Genomic DNA, 20,507 nt, shown 5'->3' on the forward strand with positions numbered 1-20,507 from the left:
TTATAGCAGTGTTTAAAAACTCCTATTTGTAACTTCTTTGTTTTAATTCTATTTCGTTGAATTCTAGCTGCTCCTTATGTAAAATAGCATCGAAAGGCTCGCCCTTATATTCCCATGCCGAAACAAATGCAAATTCGGCATCCTTACGTTTGGCCTCACCTTTTTGTTCACCATCTAGTTCAACAGATTCTTCCCTAAAATGCCCTCCACAAGATTCTTCACGTACCAATGCATCTTTTGCGAACAATTCGCCTAGTTCTAGGAAGTCGGCAACACGGCCAGCTTTTTCCAATTCGCTGTTCAGTTCATTTGCCGTACCGGGAACACTAACGTTTTTATAGAAATCCTCACGAAGGGCTTTAATTTCTTCAGCAGCTTCTTTAAGCCCTTCAGCATTTCTGGACATACCACATTTGTTCCACATGATATTTCCTAAACGTTTATGATAATAGTCTACCGAGTGATTTCCTTTGTTGTTGATAAAGAAATCTATTCGCTCTTTGACTGATTTTTCGGCTATCTCAAACTCAGTGGTATCGGTGGGGATTTCACCAGTACGTATTTCCTTGGACAAGTAATCTCCAATGGTGTAGGGCAAGACAAAATAACCATCCGCCAAACCTTGCATCAGTGCGGAAGCACCTAAACGGTTTGCGCCATGGTCAGAGAAATTAGCTTCGCCAATTGCATAGCAACCAGGTATCGTTGTCATTAAATTGTAATCTACCCAAACACCACCCATAGTATAGTGTACCGCAGGATAAATCATCATTGGAGTTTCATAAGGATTCTCGTCAACGATTTTCTCGTACATTTGGAACAAGTTTCCATATTTTGCTTCTACGATTCCTTTTCCTAATTCATAAACTTTGGCCTCTGACGGATTTTTAATACCGTGAATTTGCGCTTGCTCCTTACCGTAACGGATAATTGCAGAAGCAAAATCAAGATACACGGCCTCACCCGTAGCATTTACCCCGTATCCAGCATCACATCTTTCTTTGGCAGCTCTGGAGGCAACATCTCTAGGGACAAGATTACCAAAGGCCGGATAACGGCGCTCTAAGTAATAATCCCTTTCGTCTTCACTTAAATCCGTTGGTTTCTTGCGGCCTTCACGAATTGCCTTTACATCTTCTATATTTTTAGGTACCCAAATCCTACCATCGTTTCGTAAGGATTCTGACATTAATGTCAATTTGGATTGATAATCCCCAGAACGAGGAATACAAGTTGGGTGAATTTGAGTATAACATGGGTTGGCAAAAAATGCCCCCTTTTTATGTATTTTCCAAGCAGCGGTTGCGTTTGAGCCCATGGCATTGGTTGAAAGGAAATAAACATTTCCATATCCTCCTGATGCTATAACTACAGCGTGTGCTGAATGCCTCTCAAGTTGTCCAGTGACCAAATCCCTTGCAATAATACCTCTTGCCTTACCGTCTACCTTCACCACATCCAGCATTTCATGTCGGTTGAAAGGAGTAATCTTACCCCTGGCTATCTGTCTGTTCATAGCAGAATAGGCCCCTAACAATAATTGTTGACCTGTTTGCCCTTTGGCATAAAAGGTTCTCGAAACCAGTACACCACCAAAAGAACGGTTATCCAAAAGACCACCATAATCACGGGCAAAAGGGACACCTTGTGCTACACATTGGTCAATGATATTTGCAGAAACTTCGGCCAAGCGATACACATTGGCTTCCCTTGAACGATAGTCACCACCTTTAACAGTATCGTAAAATAACCTGTAAACAGAGTCACCATCACCTTGATAATTTTTAGCGGCGTTAATACCCCCCTGAGCAGCAATTGAATGTGCTCTACGCGGGGAATCCTGGTAACAGAATGTTTTTACATTATATCCCAATTCTGCCAATGTAGCAGCTGCAGAACCACCTGCTAGCCCTGTACCCACAACGATCACGTCGATGTTACGTTTGTTGGCAGGGTTTACAAGATCAATATGGTCCTTATAGTCGGTCCATTTTGTTTTCAACGGACCCTTAGGTACTTTTGAGTCTAATACAGACATAAGTATTTGGTATTAATGATTAAAATGATGATAAAGAGCAATTATGATAAACCCTAACGGCAATACGATTGCATATGCCTTACCAAAAGTTTGTAGTTTCTTCTTTCTCATGGAGCTGATTCCTGCAGATTGAAACGCAGAACTGAACCCGTGCAACAAGTGAAGGGATAAAAACACAAAGGCAATAACATAAGCGCCTACCCTTAAAGGACTAACAAATTTATGAGTAAGCTCTTCATAATAACGATATCCTTCTCCATCTGCCAATAACCCCGACATGTCCCCTTGAATATATTTTGTGTTGATTTCAGGAATCCAGAAATCAATGAAATGTAAAACTAAAAATGCTAATATGGCCAAGCCGGAATAAATCATATTTCTGCTCATCCAAGACGAATTGGCTCCACCATTGTTTTTGGCGTATTTTTTTACTCGTGCACTCCTATTTTTGGCCTCTAGAATGAAACCCATTACAAAGTGATAGACAACACCAAAAATTAAAATGGGTTGAAATATGTATTGTACAATCCAAAAAGTTCCCATAAAGTGCGAAGCTTCGTTGAAAGCATCTGCGCTGAAAACCGATAAGATGTTAATGGCAAAGTGTTGAAGTAGAAATATCATTAAGAAAAAGGCTGAAAGTGCCATCGCATATTTTCTACCTATCGAAGATTTAAAAAATCCGCTCATTAGTTGATTATTTTATTTACAAATTTACACCACAATAGAGTTATTAACAAGTTTTCAAGAATCTAAGTAAGCTATTTAGACCCATTTTAAGAATACTTTATTTACTGTTTAAAATCTCAAGCCTAAAAGGGGTTTTTAAGGTATTTTCTTTAAACAGATTTAAGTAGTTATTTGTGTCCCAAGTTAAAAAGCAGTGTAAAATTATTTTGTGGTATTAAGGAGTCAGTTTTGACTGGCCAGTGTAAGATTTTTATAAATCCATTTAAAATTTGAAGGAACTGATTTTTTATGGAAATAAAATTACTGGTCAAGATGGACTGTTTTAATGAGCTATGGCGCCGTTTTTTGTTGGTTTTCAATTTTTTGAAGGCTCCAAGCAATCGCAGCTTCCAAGTCATTGAATTGCCTAAGGGATTCCTTGAAAAACATTTTTTCCAAAACGATACTGGCAAAACTACCTTGGGTACTTCCCACAACACTATAGTAGGATAACTGATGCCTGTTTTTATAAAATTTGAGCCACTCCGTAGGGATTACAGTATAACTATTTATACGGTTGGAAATGTAGGCAATGGGCTTATGCTCGCCGAAAATTTCCTTTGCAGCTTTAACTGCCTTTTCAGCCATACTCCATTCGAATACAACACCTTCTTTCATCTCGGAAATGACTAATCCTTCAAAATAATAAAAGACCCCGAATTCAAATTCCCTTACCTCGCGTATTTTTTTGAAATAGGGAACGTCTTTTACACGTTTCATAGTGTTTTCTTCTATTTAAAGGGATGTAAATATACTAGTTATTTGGATTTAACAACCTTAAAATTAACGGATAATGAGGGGTTTGAACAATAAAACCACGGAGATCTAATTTTCCATATTCTTAAGTTGGATTTCCAAAGCTTTGGTGGAAAGTTGAACCTCAATAAAGGAAAGAATCAAGGAAATCATAAGCGCCAATAAACTAATTCCAAAAACGAGATTCGCCCAAAAGGTAAGTCGTATATAGATTAAGGACATGGTTATTACCGCCAGCAAAAAGCTGAAAATAGCAGTGGCTTGCATATTTTTAATAATCGTAAGTCTTCTTCGAAGCTTTCGTACCTGTAGCCCAACTGATTTTGAAGCGGTTTCCTCAAATTTTTGATGAAGCTGCCTAATTAATGCAGCAATGGCCAGGTATCTGGCGTTGTAGGCCAACATGGTCAGAGAAATGGCCGGAAACAGCAATGCGGGAATTCCTAGGTTTAGTTCCATTTTGTACGCACTATTTTTTATTCAATTTTAAAGTTACTTTTTTCTGTTTTTCCATTGCATGAAATTTCTACATTATACGTTCCTTTTGGTAAATAGGTTTTGCCGTCTTTAGCCTCTTCCAGCTTGGTTTTGTGTTTTTGTAAATAATTATTTTTTCCCTCTTTGGAAAAGGCCACATCAAAAGAGAGGATATTAATTCCTTTGTCGGCGTTCGTTTCTGTTTGGCTCACAACAATCCCATCTTCAGAAAGCACCTGAGCTTTAATCATACCAGGTGTTGAAACATAGAATACAATATCAAGTCCGGGAGTATTCGGTTTTTGCCATACGCTTCGTGCATTGCCCCATCGATTTGAATATTTTTTGTTTTCTAGGGGAAATACGTGTATTTTTTGATTTAGAATATCCGGGGTCATGGACTGCAAAGGTGCGATACCTGCTTTATAGATTCCCCTTCCATGCGTGGCCACAACCAATTCTTTTGCTTCGGGCTGTATTACAAGGTCATGTACGGCTACATTAGGCATGCCGTTTTGAAAAGCTTCCCAAGTCTTCCCTTGGTTCAACGAGGCATATAGGCCATTATCCGTACCTACAAAAAGTAAATTTTCATTTGCAGTATCCTCAATGATCACATTAACCGGAGCGTCTGGTATGTTGGAAGCAATGGATTGCCAAGACTTTCCATAATCCTCGCTCTTAAATACATAGCTGGTGAAATCGTCGTAGCGGTAACCGCTGAGCGCGGCGTATACCCGTTCCTTTTTATGCTGGGATGCCACTACTTGAGCTACCCAAAGGGGATGCCCCCTATTTGTACTTATCGTACCGGAAATCGATGTAAGGTTGATGTTCTGTCCGATATCCTCCCAAGTACTACCTCCATTTTTGGATACCTGTATATGTCCATCATCGGTACCTGCATAAAGTAGTCCAAATTGAAAGGGTGATTCTGAAATGGTCGTAATGGTTCCATAGGGGACATTTCCTGTTTTTCCACCGGATGTCAGGTCAGGGGAGATGGGTTCCCAAGTATCGCCTTGGTCCATGGACCGCATAAATTTGTTGGTGCCGAAATACAGGATGTCCTGATTATGGGATGATAGTAGGATGGGAGACTCCCAATTGAACCGATAGGGCGATTCCCCCAAACTGTGGGTGGGCCTGATGAAGGTGCGGGTGTCTTTCCCAAGGTCCAATCGTGAATAATAACCGAATTGTGAGCCTGTATATACGATTTGTGGGTTTCTACGGTCTATTTGTATCTGCATTCCGTCCCCACCTGCAATTCCCTTCCACGGATTATGTCCCGTTTGTTGCCATTCAAAGTCGGTCTCAGCATTGTTTGGACCCATCCAAACGCCATTGTCCTGGAGACCACCATATACGTTGTAGGGTTCTTGATGGTCTATATTTACCGCAAAAAAGGTTCCCACGGATTCGGAATTTTGTTTTGTCCAGTTTGCCCCATCATCATAGGAAATATTCAAACCGCCATCATTACCATTGATGAGGTGCCCGGGCCGTTTTGGGTTCACCCAAAGGGAATGATGGTCCACATGTACATTTTCCCTTTGGATAGAGGTATAGGTTTTTCCCGCATCATCGGATTTGATAATGGGAACGCCTAGAAGATAGATTTTATCCTTATTGCTGGCGTCTACTCGCACTTGGGCAAATACATAACCATAACTGTAAAACAGATTATCAATGTAATCTTCGTTCTGTTTTGTCCAAGTTTGACCTCCGTTATCACTGCGATATACCTCGGCCCCAATGACTGGTGTGTCCTGTTCATCTGAATCCCCTTCTCCAAGATATCGGGCCACATCAGAAGGTTGTATTTCTTTTTTTATGACCATTTCCTTCATGGTTTGGGCCGTATATTTTTTGGGAAAACGGTTCTTTTTTAGAAAGGAATCCAATTCGGTATTTTTCAGTTCCTGAAACTCGGATACGGTCATACTCGTAAAGTCCTTTCTTGTAAGGCCAGAGGGTTGATCTTCTTCTTTTGTGGTTTTTGGGCGCCGAAACTGATTGTCATGCACGGCATATACCGTTTGTTCATCGAATACAGCAAATCCTATCCGACCTACACCTTCCCCCGTTGGAAACCCGCTTCCCGAACCAGCTATCTTTTTCCAGGAACTACCGCCGTCCGTACTTTTATAAATGCCCGATGCATTTCCGCTACCTATAAAATCCCAGGCCTTTCTATCCTTTTCCCAAGCAGCCGCATACTGTATGGAGAAATTGTTGGGCGCATGGGCCACATCAATGATTCCCGTAGTATTGTTTATATAAAGGGTCTTTTGCCACGTTCTCCCGCCATCGGTACTTTTGTACATGCCCCGTTCTTCATTGGGGGAATAGAGATGGCCCGTAACCCCTACCACTACTTCGTTTGGATTGTTGGGATGTACGAGAATGCGCCCAAAGTGATGCGCATCGGCAAGGCCCATGTTTTCCCATGTTTTTCCATTATCGTTCGTCTTTAGTATGCCAATGCCAGAATAGGATGAACGAGAGGAAATATTCTCTCCCGTACCCACCCAAATGGTCCTGGAAGGCCAGTGGATACCAATATCCCCTACATTGATGCTTGGCGCATTATCCATAATTGGGGTGAAGGTGGTCCCATTGTTTCTGGTATGCCACACACCACCCGATGCATAACCAACATAAAATTCGGTGGGGTCATCTGGATTGACTTCTAAATCGGCCACCCTTCCACTCATGACCGTAGGTCCGATGTTTTTTAAGGGAATATGCTTAAAAATCGATTGTTCCTGTAGTGTTGCCTTGGCGGATATATCAAGGGCCACCTCCTCGGGTTTAGTAGGTTGTACCTGTGAAAAGCCTAGGCCTATAGAAAACAAAGTGATAACGAAAAAAAGTCTCATAGTAAAAAATCAGAAATTACAATTTGGAAGGTAGCAATAAGTTCAGGGTGCAGCAAAAAAAATCTCTTGGCAAAAACCGTTGTAATATAGGTCCCGAAAACTAACAAGGTGGGACAATAGTTGATCTCCCTCTTTTTTGTAGTTTTAGGACCGAAATAGATACAATGAAACATCCTTGAAGAATTATTTTGGATGTTCCATGTAACTTTTGAAAAACTATAATTACAATACATGAAATATAGTATCCTAGTTTTTGTCTTTTGTCTTGTTGTTTCTGCCTGTTCATCCCTAAAAAAGTACGATGTAGGCCAAATTGTAACTCCCCAGGGTGAAATTTTGGTATGGCTCCATGACGAGACGCCCAATCACAAAAAAAGCTTTATTCAATTGGCGAATGCAGGGTATTGGGACAGTCTCACCTTCAATAGGGTCATTCCCAATTTTGTGGCACAGGCAGGTTGCCCGGATGCGCCAGAAGGCTTCAATGACCCCGAATACCTGCTGGCGCCGGAATTCAATGAGAAGTTGACACATACGTACGGTGCCTTTGGTGCTGGCAGGGATGGAAATCCGGATAAACTATCGGCACGCTGCCAATTTTATATAGTACAGAACAAACAGGGCGAACATCGCTTGGATGGTGATTATACGGTGTACGGCAAGGTAATCAAGGGTATGCAGGTGGTAGATGCCATGGTCAATGTGCCCACGGACAGTTTGGACGAACCGGTAACACCCATTACCATGGACGTAAATATTTTGAAGATGAGCGCCAAAGACCTTAAGAATTTTACCCTTGATTTCGATTAACGTGCGTCAAGTTCTGTCAAGTAGTTTTGGGTCCTTTCTCTTACTTTTTGTTGGGCAACTTTAATCTTATGTTGCAAATCCTTCGTGGGTAGGGGTTCCAAATCTGTTATAGATTGTAAAGCTTTTAAGTACCAATCCTCCCAAGCGGCAAGTATTGGTTTTTCATCCGCGGGAAGTGTACTTTTAATGCTGAGCTCAAATTCCGATTCCAAACGTTTTAGGGCCGATTTTTCAACGAGATTCAGTATCTCATTGGCTGTATCGGTATTGGCATTGACCAGATAAAGTCCACTGGCCAAAGCGGCCGTTCCAACATTTTTCAAAGTCTCTTGGGAGACTTTGTCAATTCTGTCATTATCGGTATGATAGAACTGATCCGTAAAATGCCATAAAAGTAGCCCGGGGATATCCGATTTTAAAAAGGGCGTATGGTCGCTTCCTCCCTCAAAAGGGTTTGTATTCACCTTCCAATTCGCATAGTTCCCCTGTTCTTTAAAATTATGGATGATAAAATCGTTGAGGTAATGGGGTTTCATATCCTCCAAGGCTAGTACTTCGCCTCCCCATTCCGTATGTTTATCTTGGCCACGGGTCCAAATGGCACTGGGATCTGGCATTTTTTCTATTAGGAATGAGCCACCCGTGATGTCTGTATTCTCACCTACCATATCCAGACTAATGCCCCATTTTATGCCTTTGGCCCTCTCTTTATCTTCTTGTATGTACCTATGGGTCGAAGAGATTTCATCACCCCATAAAAAGGTCAAGGTTCGGTCCACATCTAGTTTGTTTTCTTCAATTAAACTTGCTGCAATAGTGGCCATTTCCAATTGTGTTCCAACACCACTGGCATTGTCGTTGGCTCCGGGTTCTTGAATATGGGCGCTAAACACCAATCTTTCCTGAGGGTTTTTGGAGCCTTTTATGTTGGCGATTACCGTAAGCTCATCCGTAGTGTAGATTTTTGTTTGAATATTCACGGTCACTTTTGTTCTTCCTTTTTTCAAGGCTTCTTGGAGTCTTTCCTTGGCTTCAAAGGACAGGGCGATACCCCAAAATTTCGTATCGGTTTGTGATGGCAGGCTTCTAAATTGGATGGAAGTGACATTTTTTTCGGGTTGCAGATAATCCGGATTATCATAGGACAGGACACCCAAAACGCCGTTTCCCAAAAGTTGTTTGTAGACACTTCTGATGCCCGATTCTATAAAGACGACTTTATCTTTTAAATCCATCGACGAAAGATCATCCTCCGGTTTTATATAAATGACCTCCGCCGTAATACCTGCCTGAGGGGTGGAAACGGAGTTGAGGAAGGTCATATTCCTGTTTTTGGAAGAGACTAAAAGCGGTGTGCTTTCCCCTACGATACTCAACTGTGCCGAAACAGGTTCCCAGGTGGGCCTATCCATGGGTCTGGATTCAATGCGATAAGTGAGTCGACTCGTTGACTGGGCTTCGGATTCCAAAACGTAGCCGGCTTTTTCCAATTCGGATGCAATCCAATCAACACTTTTATTGAAACCGGTATTTCCTGGAACTCGCCAGTATTGGGCTACGAACTCGGTCGTGTTATAGGCCAAAGTTCCATCAAATGCCGGGCGGACAAGTACAAGGTAACGGTTACTTTCATTTTCTGAAGTTTGGGAATGCCCCAAGAAGAAAGAAAAAATTAAAAAAATAAATAGAAAGGCGTTTGATACTTTTTGATGGCTCATATTGTTATTCAGAATCAATTTTATTCTAACCGAAGTAATTCATTATGGGTTTGTTTATGGTCAATGATAGCGCGGTATTCCTGTATCATTTCCTCTAATTTTTCAGGATTACTATGGGCCAAATTTTTTTGCTGACCAATATCTTCCTTCAGATTATATAATTGGTATACGCTGTCATTTCCCAATTCAATATCTACCAAAACGTTTCTGACAGCCCCTTTATAAGGTGGAATCATCGCCCAATCCCCTTTTCTGAAGGCCGTTCTGGAAGTCGCTTCCATAACCAGTTTGTCCCTTCCATCCTTACTTTTCCCCATCAACACACCCAATAAATCTTGGCTATCGAGAGACGATTCATCACTATCCACCAAATTGGCAAGGGAGGAAAATAGGTCTAATTGAGAAACCATTGCATCCGATACTCCAGGTGCTATGACCCCTTTCCAGTACGTAATAAAAGGTACTCGGGTCCCCGCTTCGAACAGACTATATTTACCTCCTCTGAGTACCCCTGCAGGTTTATGGTTTCCCAATTTTTCAACGGCTTCATCGTAATATCCATCGTTTACGACCGGGCCATTATCACTGGAGAAGATTATCAAGGTATTTTCCAATAATCCTACCTCTTCAAGAGTTTTCATAAACGCACCGATAACCCAGTCAGCTTCAACTATAACATCTCCCCTGGGCCCCATACCGGATTTCCCAACGAACCTTGGATGCGGCGTTCTAGGAACATGGGGCTGTTGTAGGGCATAATAAAGAAAGAATGGACGATTCTTATTCGTTTTGACATAGGCTTGGGCATCCGCAAGAAAATAGTCGGCCATATCCTCATCGACCCATTTGGCGGCTTCCCCACCCTTCATAAAACCGATTCTTGGAATTCCGTTAACAATACTGTTATTATGTCCGTGGTGCCATTTCATTTTAAGCATTTCCGGATTATCCAAACCAGTAGGTTCACCTTCAAAATTCTTTTCATAGCTGACTTCAATGGGGTCGTTAGGGTCTAGATTTACGACTTCACCATTTTTAATATAGACCGTTGGAACCCTATCTTGTGTAGCGGCCAAAATATTGCTATAGTCGAAACCCACTTCATTGGGACCCGGACTTATATGTTGGTTCCAATCGATTTCTCCTGCTCCCAGGCCGAGATGCCATTTTCCGATAATTCCCGTAGCATACCCTTTTGATTTGAGTATTTTTGGAATGGTGTTTTGTGCGGTATCGATAATTAACGAGGCCGACCCTGGAAGAATTTTGGCATTTTTGTTTCGCCAAGGATAAACTCCCGTTAAAAGGGCATATCTACTAGGCGTACAGGTGGCGGATGAGGCATAGCCGTTGGTAAACCTGAGTCCACCATTGGCCAGTACATCCATATTGGGGGTTTCCAATTCGGTGGCCCCATAGGCACCAATTTCCCCGTATCCTAAATCATCGGCATATATGATAACTATGTTAGGTTTCTCTGGTAAATTAACGGACGATTCCTTTTTTAATATTTTATCGTTCTTACAGCAAAAAAGCGTTAAAATTATTGATAGAAAAAGAATTGTGGTCTTATAATCTTTCATAACTATGGAATGAAATATCAACTTTAGTAATTAATTATAGTAAACTGAAAAACCACATAAAAAGAGATCCTATTCATCCCATTTCCAATCGCCCCCAATAATCAGTTTTTCCTTTAAGTTGTTTTTGATCATAAATTCCTTTGTGGTCTCGCTGTCCATTTTGGTAGCGGGCAAGGTCTCGGCATTGGCTAGGCCATAAAGCATCATGGTTCCAAATCTGGAAGTATTGGTCATATGTTCCTCGTTCACCAAATTAAAGTCGTCGCAATCCGAATGATAGCAGCCATAAATGGAACGGTCCAAGTTGCTGTGCACGGATAAAATAGGCACCCCTTCCAACATAAAAGGCTGATGGTCGCTATGCAGTCCGGAGCGGTTGGAAAACTCGTTTTTATAAATACTGTCCTGTTGTTGAATAGCAGCTCCTAATTCGGTAAAAAAGGCCTCGTTATCCAATTTTCCACCGGCGTTCATTCCTATGGGGTTACCCGCCATATCTAAATTCATCATGTATTTGATTTGTTCCATTTTACCCTCTTTTAAAGCCTCGGCTACCATATGTCTTGATCCAAAAAGCCCTTGTTCCTCACCCATAAACATAACAAACTTTACAGTTCTTTTTGGTTGAAGATTATTTGCTTTAAATGCCCTGGCAATATCCAATACGGCAAACGAACCAATTCCGTTATCAATGGCACCCGTAGCTAGATCCCAAGAATCCAGATGACCCCCTATCACAATGATCTCGTCAGGAATTTCACTTCCCGGTAATGTAGCTACCACGTTCCTTGCCTTAATCATGTCGCTATTATTGGTCATTTCAATGGTGGCGGAGGCGGTTCCTTCTTTCAGGGTTTCTTTTAAGGCCATACCATCTTCCTTGCCGATACATACCGCAGGAATGGGTATCAATTCCCCGGTTACGGAGGCGGTTCCCGTTAATAGTACCCCATTATCTACCTGATTGATAATGATGATTCCCTTGGCGCCGTATTTGATGGCCAAGGCCGTTTTTTCACTTCGGTGAAGGTTGGTCAATCCCTCCGGACTTCCCTCTAAAATACTGATATAGACCAGGGCAATTTTATCGGTTGCCGCATCTGGGTTGGCTGCATAATCCGCTTCCAGTCCGTTGCCCATATCCACAATTTCTCCAGTTACGTTAGCTTCCACAGGGGAATGTCCCAAGGTTACTGCCTTCACGGCTTCGTCGTTAATGGAAACGGATACCGTTCCGCGAGACCAAGCCTCTACCTCAAAGGTTTGGTATTCCACATCCTCAAAACCGTATTCCTTAAACTTGTTATAGGTATATTCCTCTGCCTTGGCCCCATTTTCAGAACCTGTTAGGCGGTGACCGATGGTTTCACTAGCTTCTTTAAGGGTGCTGTAACCCTTGGCATTTTGCTGTATTTCCGTGTCGATTCTAGCAAATAGTTCCGCTTGCGATTCTTCTTTTTTGGATTCACCGCAAGACATGGCCAAAACGGTTGTTAAGGCAATAAAGAGTTGTTTTTTCATAGGTATGTTCGTTGAATTATGTTATGATTTTATTTTTTTGGCAGGTTGTATTTGTAGTTCGCTTTTCTTCAATTGGCTGTTTAATTGTTTTACCTCCACATCGATAAACTTTTTAAACTTCGCATCCACATCCTTAAGGCGTTTATTAAAGATGGCATATACGTCCCTTTGCTGGTCCGTGGGTTTAAAATCGGCACCAAAACCGCCAATATCACTGGCCAAGGCACTCAATCGGCCATAAAGCTTCATAGGTGACCTAAAGGCATCTTCCCGGGCCCCGGTCAGATGGATATCATATAGGCTACCTGCAATGTTGGTCGCCAAGATACGCAATTCGGCCGCTTTTTTTCGATCGGCTTCCTTGCGTAATTTTGGGATGATGATGTTCAGTTCTTCCCTAATGGTCTCAATATCGTTGATCATGGTTACGGCGAGGTTCATGGCATCCCGAAGTTCCAAGGAAAAGCTTACCTGTTCTTGGATATCCTCTAGACTTCCTTCCGTACTGGGGTCTTTCAAGACTTCCACTTCCCTAATATATTCCTTATTGCCGATGATCAATTTTACCTTGTAGGTATCGGGCACTACTTTGGGTCCGTATTGTCCTCGCATAAGATCCAGGTCCCACGTGACCAAAGGTCGCCATCCTTCACCATTGAGTTGCACCCAGGGCCTTCCGGGAGGGGTAGTCTGGAGTTTGGGTTTAAAGGTGGGTTCGTATCTGAGGTCCCACATAACCCTATGGATGCCCGGGCCGTTTTTGCCTTTCAAGGTTCGGACCACTTCATCCTCCAGAGTCAAAATCTGCAGTTCGATTTTTTGATCTGTACTATCCTTTAAATAGTAATTGATATCAGCTCCGTACGCAGGATTTCGGCCAGAGTTTAGACTGGGACCGTCCGTTTTGATGCTCTGTACATCTTGGAAACCAAATGTTGGCCTAAGACTAAAAAGATGTGCATCTGTACCCTTGGCGTCCATATCATATTCGCGTAAAGGGGAAATATTGTCCAGGATGTAATAGCCCCTTCCGTAAGTACCCACCACAAGGTCATCAAACCGTTCTTGGATTTCCAGCCAATAGACCGGGGCAGGGGGTAGGTTGTTACGCAGGCGCATCCAATGTTCACCATCATCATGGCTTATATAAAGTCCGTTATCTACTCCCAAGTAGAGCATTCCTTCCCTTTTGGGGTCTTCTTTTATTACGTGGGCAAAGCTATGAACGGATTTGGGCACGGTACTGCTTATCAGTTTCCAGGTTTGCCCATAATCCTCTGTTTTGTAGACATACGGGTCAAAGTTGCCCATTTGATGTAGGTCTACCGTAATATAGACACTACCCTTTTTGAATCGTGATGCTTCTATGTTGGCAATGGTGCCCCATTTGGGAAGGTCAGGAATATTGGAGGTTACATTGGTCCAAGTGGTTCCACCATCTTTGGTTAGCTGGACTTGCCCGTCATTGCTGCCCGTCCAAATAAGGCCCGGTTCCAATGTTGATTCCACGATACTGAACAAAACCGAACCATCAAAGGTCATAAGGTTGTCAACGGCAATACCCCCTGAATTTTGTTGATGTGTCTTATCGTTCAAGGTCAAGTCCGGACTGATTACCTGCCAACTTTGTCCGCCGTCATCACTTTTATGCACATATTGGCTACCCACATATACCCTATGTTTTGTATGGGGCGAAAAGGCCAAGGGAAAATTCCAATGCCAACGGTATTTCAATTTTCCCGGTTCCCAACCGTACCCGGCCTCTGGCCAAACCCGTACGTCACGGGCGTGTCCCGTTTTAACATTATAACGCTGCAGCCCCCCATCATAACAACCGGACCAAACGATGTCATTGTCAAAGGGATCGGGCTGTGCAAAGCCACTTTCGCATCCGCCCACACCTTTCCAAAGGCCCAAGGGGATATAGCCCTGTTTGCTGTTACTTGGCCCCATATAGGAATAGCCGTCTTGCCTGTTCCCAAAAACATTATAGGGAATTTTATCATCTACGGCCACGTGGTACATCTGGGCAATGGGAAGAACAATACGCTGAAAGGTTTTGCCATGGTTCATGCTGATACTGGCACCCCCATCGTGGGCCACCATGAGTCGGTTCGCATTGGTGGGGTCCACCCAAATGTCATGGTTGTCGCCACCTGCACTGTAACCGCTTTCAATGGTCTTACCGCCATCCTTGGAGATACTGAACTTGACACTGGCAAAATAGAGCTCGTTAGGGTCTTCGGTAGATACGGCCATTCGGGTGTAGTAAGGTGCACGTTCGGCAATATCGTGGTTTCGAGTCTGTAGGGTCCAGGTTTCCCCAAAGTCTTCGGAACGATAAAGGGAAGGACTATCGATTTCAAAAAGAGCATAAACAATATTGGGATTGGAATGCGAAATGGCGACAGCCGTTTTTCCCACGGGATGGTCTTCACCTCCGGGCAAACCGTTTTTGGACAAGGGCTCCCAAGTATCCCCACCATCCAAAGTTCTGTAAACACCTCCTCCTGGACCACCACTGTTCAAGCCCCAAGTGTTGATATGTATGGACCACATGCCTACTAGGAGTCGGTCTGGATTTTTTGGGTCCATGGCCAGTTCGGCTGCACCTGTATTCTCGTCCACAAAAAAGATCCGATTCCAGGTCTTCCCGCCATCTGTAGTTTTATATACGCCTCGTTCCTGTTGTGGTCCGTAGGTATGTCCAAGAGCGGCTGCATACACAATGTCCGGATTGGTAGGATGCACAAGGACCCTACCGATGCGCCCTGTTTTTTCAAGTCCCATGTTTTCCCAAGTCTTTCCCCCGTCTTCGGATTTGTAGATGCCATCGCCCATGGCATGGGCGGGTCGAATCACAAAGGTTTCACCCGTACCTACCCAGAGGATTTCCGGATTTGTTGGAGTAATGGCCAAAGAACCAATGGAAGAAACATCTTGATCGTCAAAAATGGGGTCCCAGCTAATACCGCCGTCGGAGGTTTTCCACAATCCGCCCGATGCCGCACCGATATAGGTGGTCATAGGGTCTCCTGGTACCCCGGCCATGGCAATGGTACGATTGCCTTCGGGGCCAATAAATCGGAATTTTAAGTTTTTAAAAACAGAAGGTTGGGTTTGGCCGAAAGCAGTTAGGAAAGCTAAAAGTAAATATGAAGTTAAAAAAAACCGGTTTTTCATGGCAATAGGTTTGTTGGTAATCGGTACGCACAAGTTAGCCATTTGTTCCTTAAAATACCTTTTAACCAAGTATGTAATTTCGGCAAATATGTGCCGTAATCTTTACAAGAACCATGGCTATTGTTTAATTTTATGTCAAAATCATAATTTACATGAAATACGAACAGATACCGAATTCCCTTTTTATAAAGAACCGTCAAAAATTTATGGACCGAATGCGTCCTATAAGTATTGCGGTATTCAACTCCAATGACATTTATCCTATTGGGGCCGATAGTGTTCTGCCCTTTGAGCAACATCGGGATATTTTTTATTTAAGTGGGGCCGATCAAGAGGAAACTATTTTGTTATTGTTTCCTGATGCCATAGACAAAAAACACCGGGAAATCCTGTTCGTTCGTGAAACCAACGACCACATTGCCGTTTGGGAAGGTGCAAAATTGACTAAGGAAAAGGCAACGGAAGTTTCCGGCATACAGACCATTTATTGGTTAAAGGAATTCAATAAAATATTCTTTGATTTGATGACGGAGGCCGATACCATTTATTTCAATACGAATGAGCATTATCGGCAGGCCGTGGAGACCCAAACCCGCGAGGATCGCTTCATCCAAAAGTGTAAACAGGAATACCCCGCCCATCAAATGGCAAAGAGCAACCCGATACTTCAGGAAATCCGTGGGATTAAGGAACCGGAGGAACTGGAGTTGATGCAAATGGCCTGTAACATTACCGAGAAAGGTTTCCGTAGGTTATTGGGCTTTGTAAAGCCCGGCGTTATGGAGTATGAAGTGGAGGCTGAGCTATTGCACGAATTTATACGGAACCGTTCCAAGGGATTTGCCTATCCGCCCATCATCGCCTCGGGCAATAATGCCAATGTACTGCACTATTTAGAAAACAATAAGCCCTGTAAGGAAGGTGATATGCTTCTAATGGATGTGGCCGCGGAGTATGCCAACTATTCCAGCGACCTTACCCGGACCATTCCTGTGAACGGGCGATTCACCAAAAGACAAAAAGAAGTCTATAACGCCGTATTGCGAGTGAAGGACGAAGCCACCAAATTGTTGGTTCCGGGAACACTGTGGGCCGAATATCATAAGGAATGTGGTAAGCTCATGACCTCGGAGTTATTGGGGGTCGGACTGTTGGACAAGGCCGATGTTCAAAATGAAGATCCGGAGTGGCCAGCATACAAAAAATACTTTATGCATGGAACCAGCCATCATATTGGGTTGAACACCCATGACTATGGTGCGTTAAAAACACCGATGAAAGCCAATATGGTCTTTACGGTAGAGCCGGGGATTTACATTCCTGCGGAAAATATGGGTATCCGGTTGGAAGACGATGTGGTCATCCAAGAAAAGGGAGCCCCTTTTAATCTGATGCGTAATATTCCCATTGAGATAGAGGAAATAGAGGAATTAATGAATCAGTAGTTTTAACTAGGCAATAAAATTAAAAAGGGAAAAATGAAATTAGTATCATGGAACGTCAATGGAATAAGGGCTTCTGTTAAAAAAGGCTTTGAAGAAGTTGTGTCCAGTTTTGATGCTGACGTTTTCTGCGTACAGGAGACCAAGGCTCAGGATGATCAAGTTGCGGAGGCATTAAAGGGAATATCCGATTATGAACTGTTCAGTAATAGTGCAGAGAAAAAAGGGTATTCGGGAACAGGAATATTATCGAAGACGAAACCCATTTCTTTTGGTAGCGATATGGGTATAGAGGATCATGATATGGAGGGTAGAATATCCTATGCGGAATATGATGAATTTTATCTGGTCAATGTCTATGTGCCCAATAGCGGAAACGGGTTGAAACGTTTGGACTATCGCTCCGGATGGGACAAGGATTTTACGGACTTTCTATTGAACCTCTCCAAAAAGAAACCGCTGATCATTACGGGCGATTTTAATGTGGCCCATACCGAAAACGATTTGGCCAACCCAAAATCCAACTACAATAAGACCTCCGGATTTACACAGGTGGAAATCGATGGTTTTGAGCATATGTTGTCCACGTTACATGTAAAGGACAGTTTTAGAACCTTGCACCCCGAGACTTTTGATAAATATACCTTTTGGAGTATGCGGGGTGGGGCCCGAAGCAGAAACGTAGGTTGGCGTATCGACTATTTTTTGGTAAGCGAATCGCTGTGGCCCAAAGTGAAGTCGGCTAAAATTCATGATCAAGTCATGGGCAGCGACCATTGTCCCATCAGTTTGGAAATAGATATATGATTATGGGCGTATTTATGGTTTTACAGGATGTTTCGGATATCGAAAAGAAAATCGAGGAAGCTCCGGATAGTGCCTATGAAATAGGAGTTGCCATTGGCACCTATCTACCTTTTTTGGTATTGATTTTAGTGGCGTATTTGTTTTATTCCTATTCTAAAAAGCGGAGGGGTTCTGAGTAGGACTTTTATAGTTGAATCCACTGTAATTGCGCTTACACGTTGTTCTAAGCATTTTTATTTAGTCAATTGTAATTTCTTCAGAATTTACTTGTATCTAAAGTTATATATATCTAACTTTATGTTAGAAATAAATAACATAACTATGAAAGCAAAAAATTTAGCGATAGTAAAGTTTACTGTTGCGGCCCTTATTTTGGGTTTAATGGGTTATTGGATATTCAAAACAACCAAGCCATTTAATGAATTCGCTTACGGAACTATTGGAGTCATGTTGGTTATAGTCGGATTTGTAATCTATTCTGGTATTCAGGCACTTAATGATGCAAAATCAGGTTTAAAGTCTGAAGACGAGCTCTCAAAAAAGATAAATCAAAAGGCTGCTTCGATGGCCTTTAGGATTTCCATTTATATGTGGCTAGTTGGTTTGTTTACCCTAGATATATTTTCTGTTGATTCGGTAAACAAAGCCAAATTGGTAATAGTGATTGGCATGGCCGGGATGACCCTCATTTTTCTTTTTATTCGGTTGTACCTTTCAAGAGTAGGCATAGATGACAACAAGAATTAAGGAACTCCGTGCCAAGGATAATTTGACCCAGATTGAACTGGCTAAAAAAGTTGGGGTACGAAGAGAAACTATTGTTTTTCTTGAGAAAGGAAAATATAATCCTTCCCTCCAATTAGCATATGATATTTCAAAAGTATTCAAGTTGAGAATTGAAGAGGTTTTCATTATGGAATAATTAGAGGACAAAACCAGGAGTATAAATGTTCGTTAAGACACATAGTTTACAAAGTTAAAGTCACATGCTTTACACTAGATTCTGACTTAGCCTAATTGATACTTGTTTGTCTCTTATGTTCTTTTCGTTAAAGTAACCTAAAAATACGTCTCTATAAAATACTCTCCAAATTCCGTTTCCTTGATCTTCTGCACCGACGTATTTTCCTTTAAGTGCTGCAGTTAGATACACCCAGTAATACGACTTCCAGCGCATGGATCCATTTTGGCATACTTTCATAACTTTCATGCTTGATGTGTAGTCATATTTCGGAATTTTTTCAGGGTATGGTCTATTGGAAAAATCATGGCAATCCGCAGGTGTTTTCATCTCCAAAGATTCATGGGGCCTAATGTGATTATATTCTTTAACAAAGGCGTTCAGACGCCTTTGTTGCGCTTTCATGTCATAGGCCGAGGGTTTGGCACAAGCTGCCTTCAGGTCACGGTGCATGCGTTCGTGTCTTCCGTTTTGTTCTGGATGTGCCGGGTCTGAAAATACAGGCATGACTCCGAGTTCGATAAACCAGTAGGAGAGTTGTGTAAAACGTTGTATGGCACGAACGGAACCAAAGGGGCTACCATTGTCGGTGTGCATTTGTTTTGGGATACCGTATTTTCTGAAAACCTTTGTGAACTCTGCCTTAGCGGACTTTAGATTTTCATGGTAATGCCCCTTTGCGGTGAACAAGAAACGACTTTTGGAGTCTGCAATGGTAAGTGGGTGACAATAGATTTTATTGCCCATCAGAAACTTTCCTTTATAGTCCGCACTCCAAACCTCATTGCACTCTTGTGGGTCGAACACAGGGAATACAGGTTTGACCCTCTTACACCTTTTCTGAGGTTTGACCAGGCCATGTCTAGAAAGAATATTGTGAACAGTGACGACACTTGGAATGTCTTTTCCATCACAAACGTTAAACAACAGTTTCCTGATTTTTTTAGCTCCCCAGAGCGAATGTTTTTCCTTTAGTTCAAGGATATTTTTTACGACGATTTCAGCTGTTCTGTTCGGGTGATTGTTTGGAGATCTGTTCCTTTCCCTAAGACCTTCGATACCCTATTTTTCGTATCGGGTTATCATTTTGTAAGCCGTTGGCCTTGAGATTTCAAAGACTCGGCAAAGTTCTGTGACGGTGTACTTTTGTGTCAGCCACTCGCAGATGAATTCTACTTTTTGTTCCATAGTTGTTGTTACTTTCCAAGGCATGATAAATTGTTTTTATCAAACAATTTATACATCTCAAAAGTGTAAACTATGTCCCTTTAACTTTGTAAAGGATGTCCGTTTATCGTACCAATAGTTGCCTAACGGTTCGGCTAAGCGTAGTGTTGTTGGTAAGGAAACTTTTCGTTTCCGTCTGCGCACTAAGCTAAAGCTTTTTGTTTTGCTTTTTCTTTTTTTCTGTCCAAAGCGAAATCCCAAAGATTTCGCGACATTATAAATATACACAGACCATAGCGTTTAAAACCTAAGCCCGTATTGTTTATAGCATCGATGAAAAAGCAGTAAGTCGAGTATCTTTAAAATGAACTAAAAATTAAAGATATGATTACCCAAATTACTGCTGTACCGAAGTTATACATTGGTATCG

Annotated in this window: 16 protein-coding genes; 6 read left to right on the forward strand and 10 right to left on the reverse strand. The window is 42.3% G+C overall.

The genetic code is table 11. The annotated features are described in order from the left end of the window. Positions 1-22 precede the first annotated feature (22 nt). From PP182_RS20275 to PP182_RS20295, 5 genes are all read right to left on the reverse strand, one after another. Entirely contained in the window at positions 23-2,038 is a 2,016-nt protein-coding gene (locus PP182_RS20275) for a fumarate reductase/succinate dehydrogenase flavoprotein subunit (protein WP_272653076.1), read from the reverse strand. 12 nt (positions 2,039-2,050) lie between these two features. Then, positions 2,051-2,728: a succinate dehydrogenase cytochrome b subunit gene (locus tag PP182_RS20280; protein WP_272653077.1), complete on the reverse strand. Its 678-nt coding sequence runs from the start codon at positions 2,726-2,728 to the stop codon at positions 2,051-2,053. Between the two features lie 330 nt (positions 2,729-3,058). Beyond that, positions 3,059-3,487, reverse strand: a complete 429-nt coding sequence (locus PP182_RS20285; protein ID WP_272653078.1) for a hypothetical protein — start codon at positions 3,485-3,487, stop codon at positions 3,059-3,061. Between the two features lie 105 nt (positions 3,488-3,592). Beyond that, on the reverse strand, positions 3,593-3,982 hold the full coding sequence (locus tag PP182_RS20290; RefSeq protein WP_272653079.1) for a DUF2721 domain-containing protein: 390 nt from the start codon (positions 3,980-3,982) through the stop codon (positions 3,593-3,595). A gap of 17 nt (positions 3,983-3,999) precedes the next feature. Next, a complete protein-coding gene (locus PP182_RS20295; RefSeq protein ID WP_272653080.1) occupies positions 4,000-6,885 on the reverse strand; it encodes a glycosyl hydrolase in 2,886 nt (961 codons plus the stop codon). A 231-nt stretch (positions 6,886-7,116) separates the two neighbouring features. Between PP182_RS20295 and PP182_RS20300 the strand changes: the two genes are divergently transcribed. Next, positions 7,117-7,695, forward strand: a complete 579-nt coding sequence (locus PP182_RS20300) for a peptidylprolyl isomerase (protein ID WP_272653081.1) — start codon at positions 7,117-7,119, stop codon at positions 7,693-7,695. On the opposite strand, the gene PP182_RS20305 is transcribed toward PP182_RS20300, so the two are convergent. The 4 genes from PP182_RS20305 to PP182_RS20320 form a co-directional block, all read right to left on the reverse strand. Then, positions 7,692-9,413, reverse strand: coding sequence for a M28 family peptidase (locus tag PP182_RS20305; RefSeq protein WP_272653082.1), 1,722 nt, complete (start codon positions 9,411-9,413; stop codon positions 7,692-7,694). The genes PP182_RS20300 and PP182_RS20305 overlap by 4 nt on opposite strands. A gap of 20 nt (positions 9,414-9,433) precedes the next feature. Continuing rightward, a complete protein-coding gene (locus PP182_RS20310; RefSeq protein WP_272653083.1) occupies positions 9,434-10,996 on the reverse strand; it encodes a sulfatase family protein in 1,563 nt (520 codons plus the stop codon). 69 nt (positions 10,997-11,065) lie between these two features. Next, entirely contained in the window at positions 11,066-12,517 is a 1,452-nt protein-coding gene (locus PP182_RS20315) for a M20/M25/M40 family metallo-hydrolase (RefSeq protein WP_272653084.1), read from the reverse strand. A gap of 21 nt (positions 12,518-12,538) precedes the next feature. Next, positions 12,539-15,700 (reverse strand): exo-alpha-sialidase, encoded by a 3,162-nt coding sequence (locus PP182_RS20320; RefSeq protein WP_272653085.1) that lies wholly within the window; start codon positions 15,698-15,700, stop codon positions 12,539-12,541. A 152-nt stretch (positions 15,701-15,852) separates the two neighbouring features. On the opposite strand from PP182_RS20320, the gene PP182_RS20325 reads away from it, so the two are divergent. The 5 genes from PP182_RS20325 (at position 15,853) to PP182_RS20345 (ending at position 18,871) form a co-directional block, all read left to right on the forward strand. Continuing rightward, on the forward strand, positions 15,853-17,145 hold the full coding sequence (locus tag PP182_RS20325) for an aminopeptidase P family protein (protein WP_272653086.1): 1,293 nt from the start codon (positions 15,853-15,855) through the stop codon (positions 17,143-17,145). A gap of 33 nt (positions 17,146-17,178) precedes the next feature. Beyond that, a complete protein-coding gene (locus tag PP182_RS20330) occupies positions 17,179-17,949 on the forward strand; it encodes an exodeoxyribonuclease III (RefSeq protein ID WP_272653087.1) in 771 nt (256 codons plus the stop codon). A 2-nt stretch (positions 17,950-17,951) separates the two neighbouring features. Next, entirely contained in the window at positions 17,952-18,128 is a 177-nt protein-coding gene (locus PP182_RS20335; protein ID WP_272653088.1) for a hypothetical protein, read from the forward strand. Between the two features lie 142 nt (positions 18,129-18,270). Then, complete coding sequence (locus tag PP182_RS20340; protein ID WP_272653089.1) at positions 18,271-18,696, forward strand: hypothetical protein; 426 nt, start codon at positions 18,271-18,273, stop codon at positions 18,694-18,696. Further along, positions 18,680-18,871: a helix-turn-helix transcriptional regulator gene (locus PP182_RS20345; RefSeq protein ID WP_094996731.1), complete on the forward strand. Its 192-nt coding sequence runs from the start codon at positions 18,680-18,682 to the stop codon at positions 18,869-18,871. The genes PP182_RS20340 and PP182_RS20345 overlap by 17 nt, the downstream gene beginning before the upstream one ends. Positions 18,872-18,940: 69 nt before the next feature. Here PP182_RS20345 and PP182_RS20350 read toward each other — a convergent pair whose 3' ends face one another. Continuing rightward, positions 18,941-19,837 carry an integrase core domain-containing protein gene (locus PP182_RS20350; RefSeq protein ID WP_272653090.1) on the reverse strand — a complete coding sequence of 299 codons (897 nt, stop codon included), beginning with the start codon at positions 19,835-19,837 and terminating at the stop codon, positions 18,941-18,943. Positions 19,838-20,507 lie beyond the last annotated feature (670 nt).

The sequence above is a fragment of the Maribacter sp. PR1 genome (assembly GCF_028464145.1).
Classification (GTDB): Bacteria; Bacteroidota; Bacteroidia; order Flavobacteriales; family Flavobacteriaceae; genus Maribacter.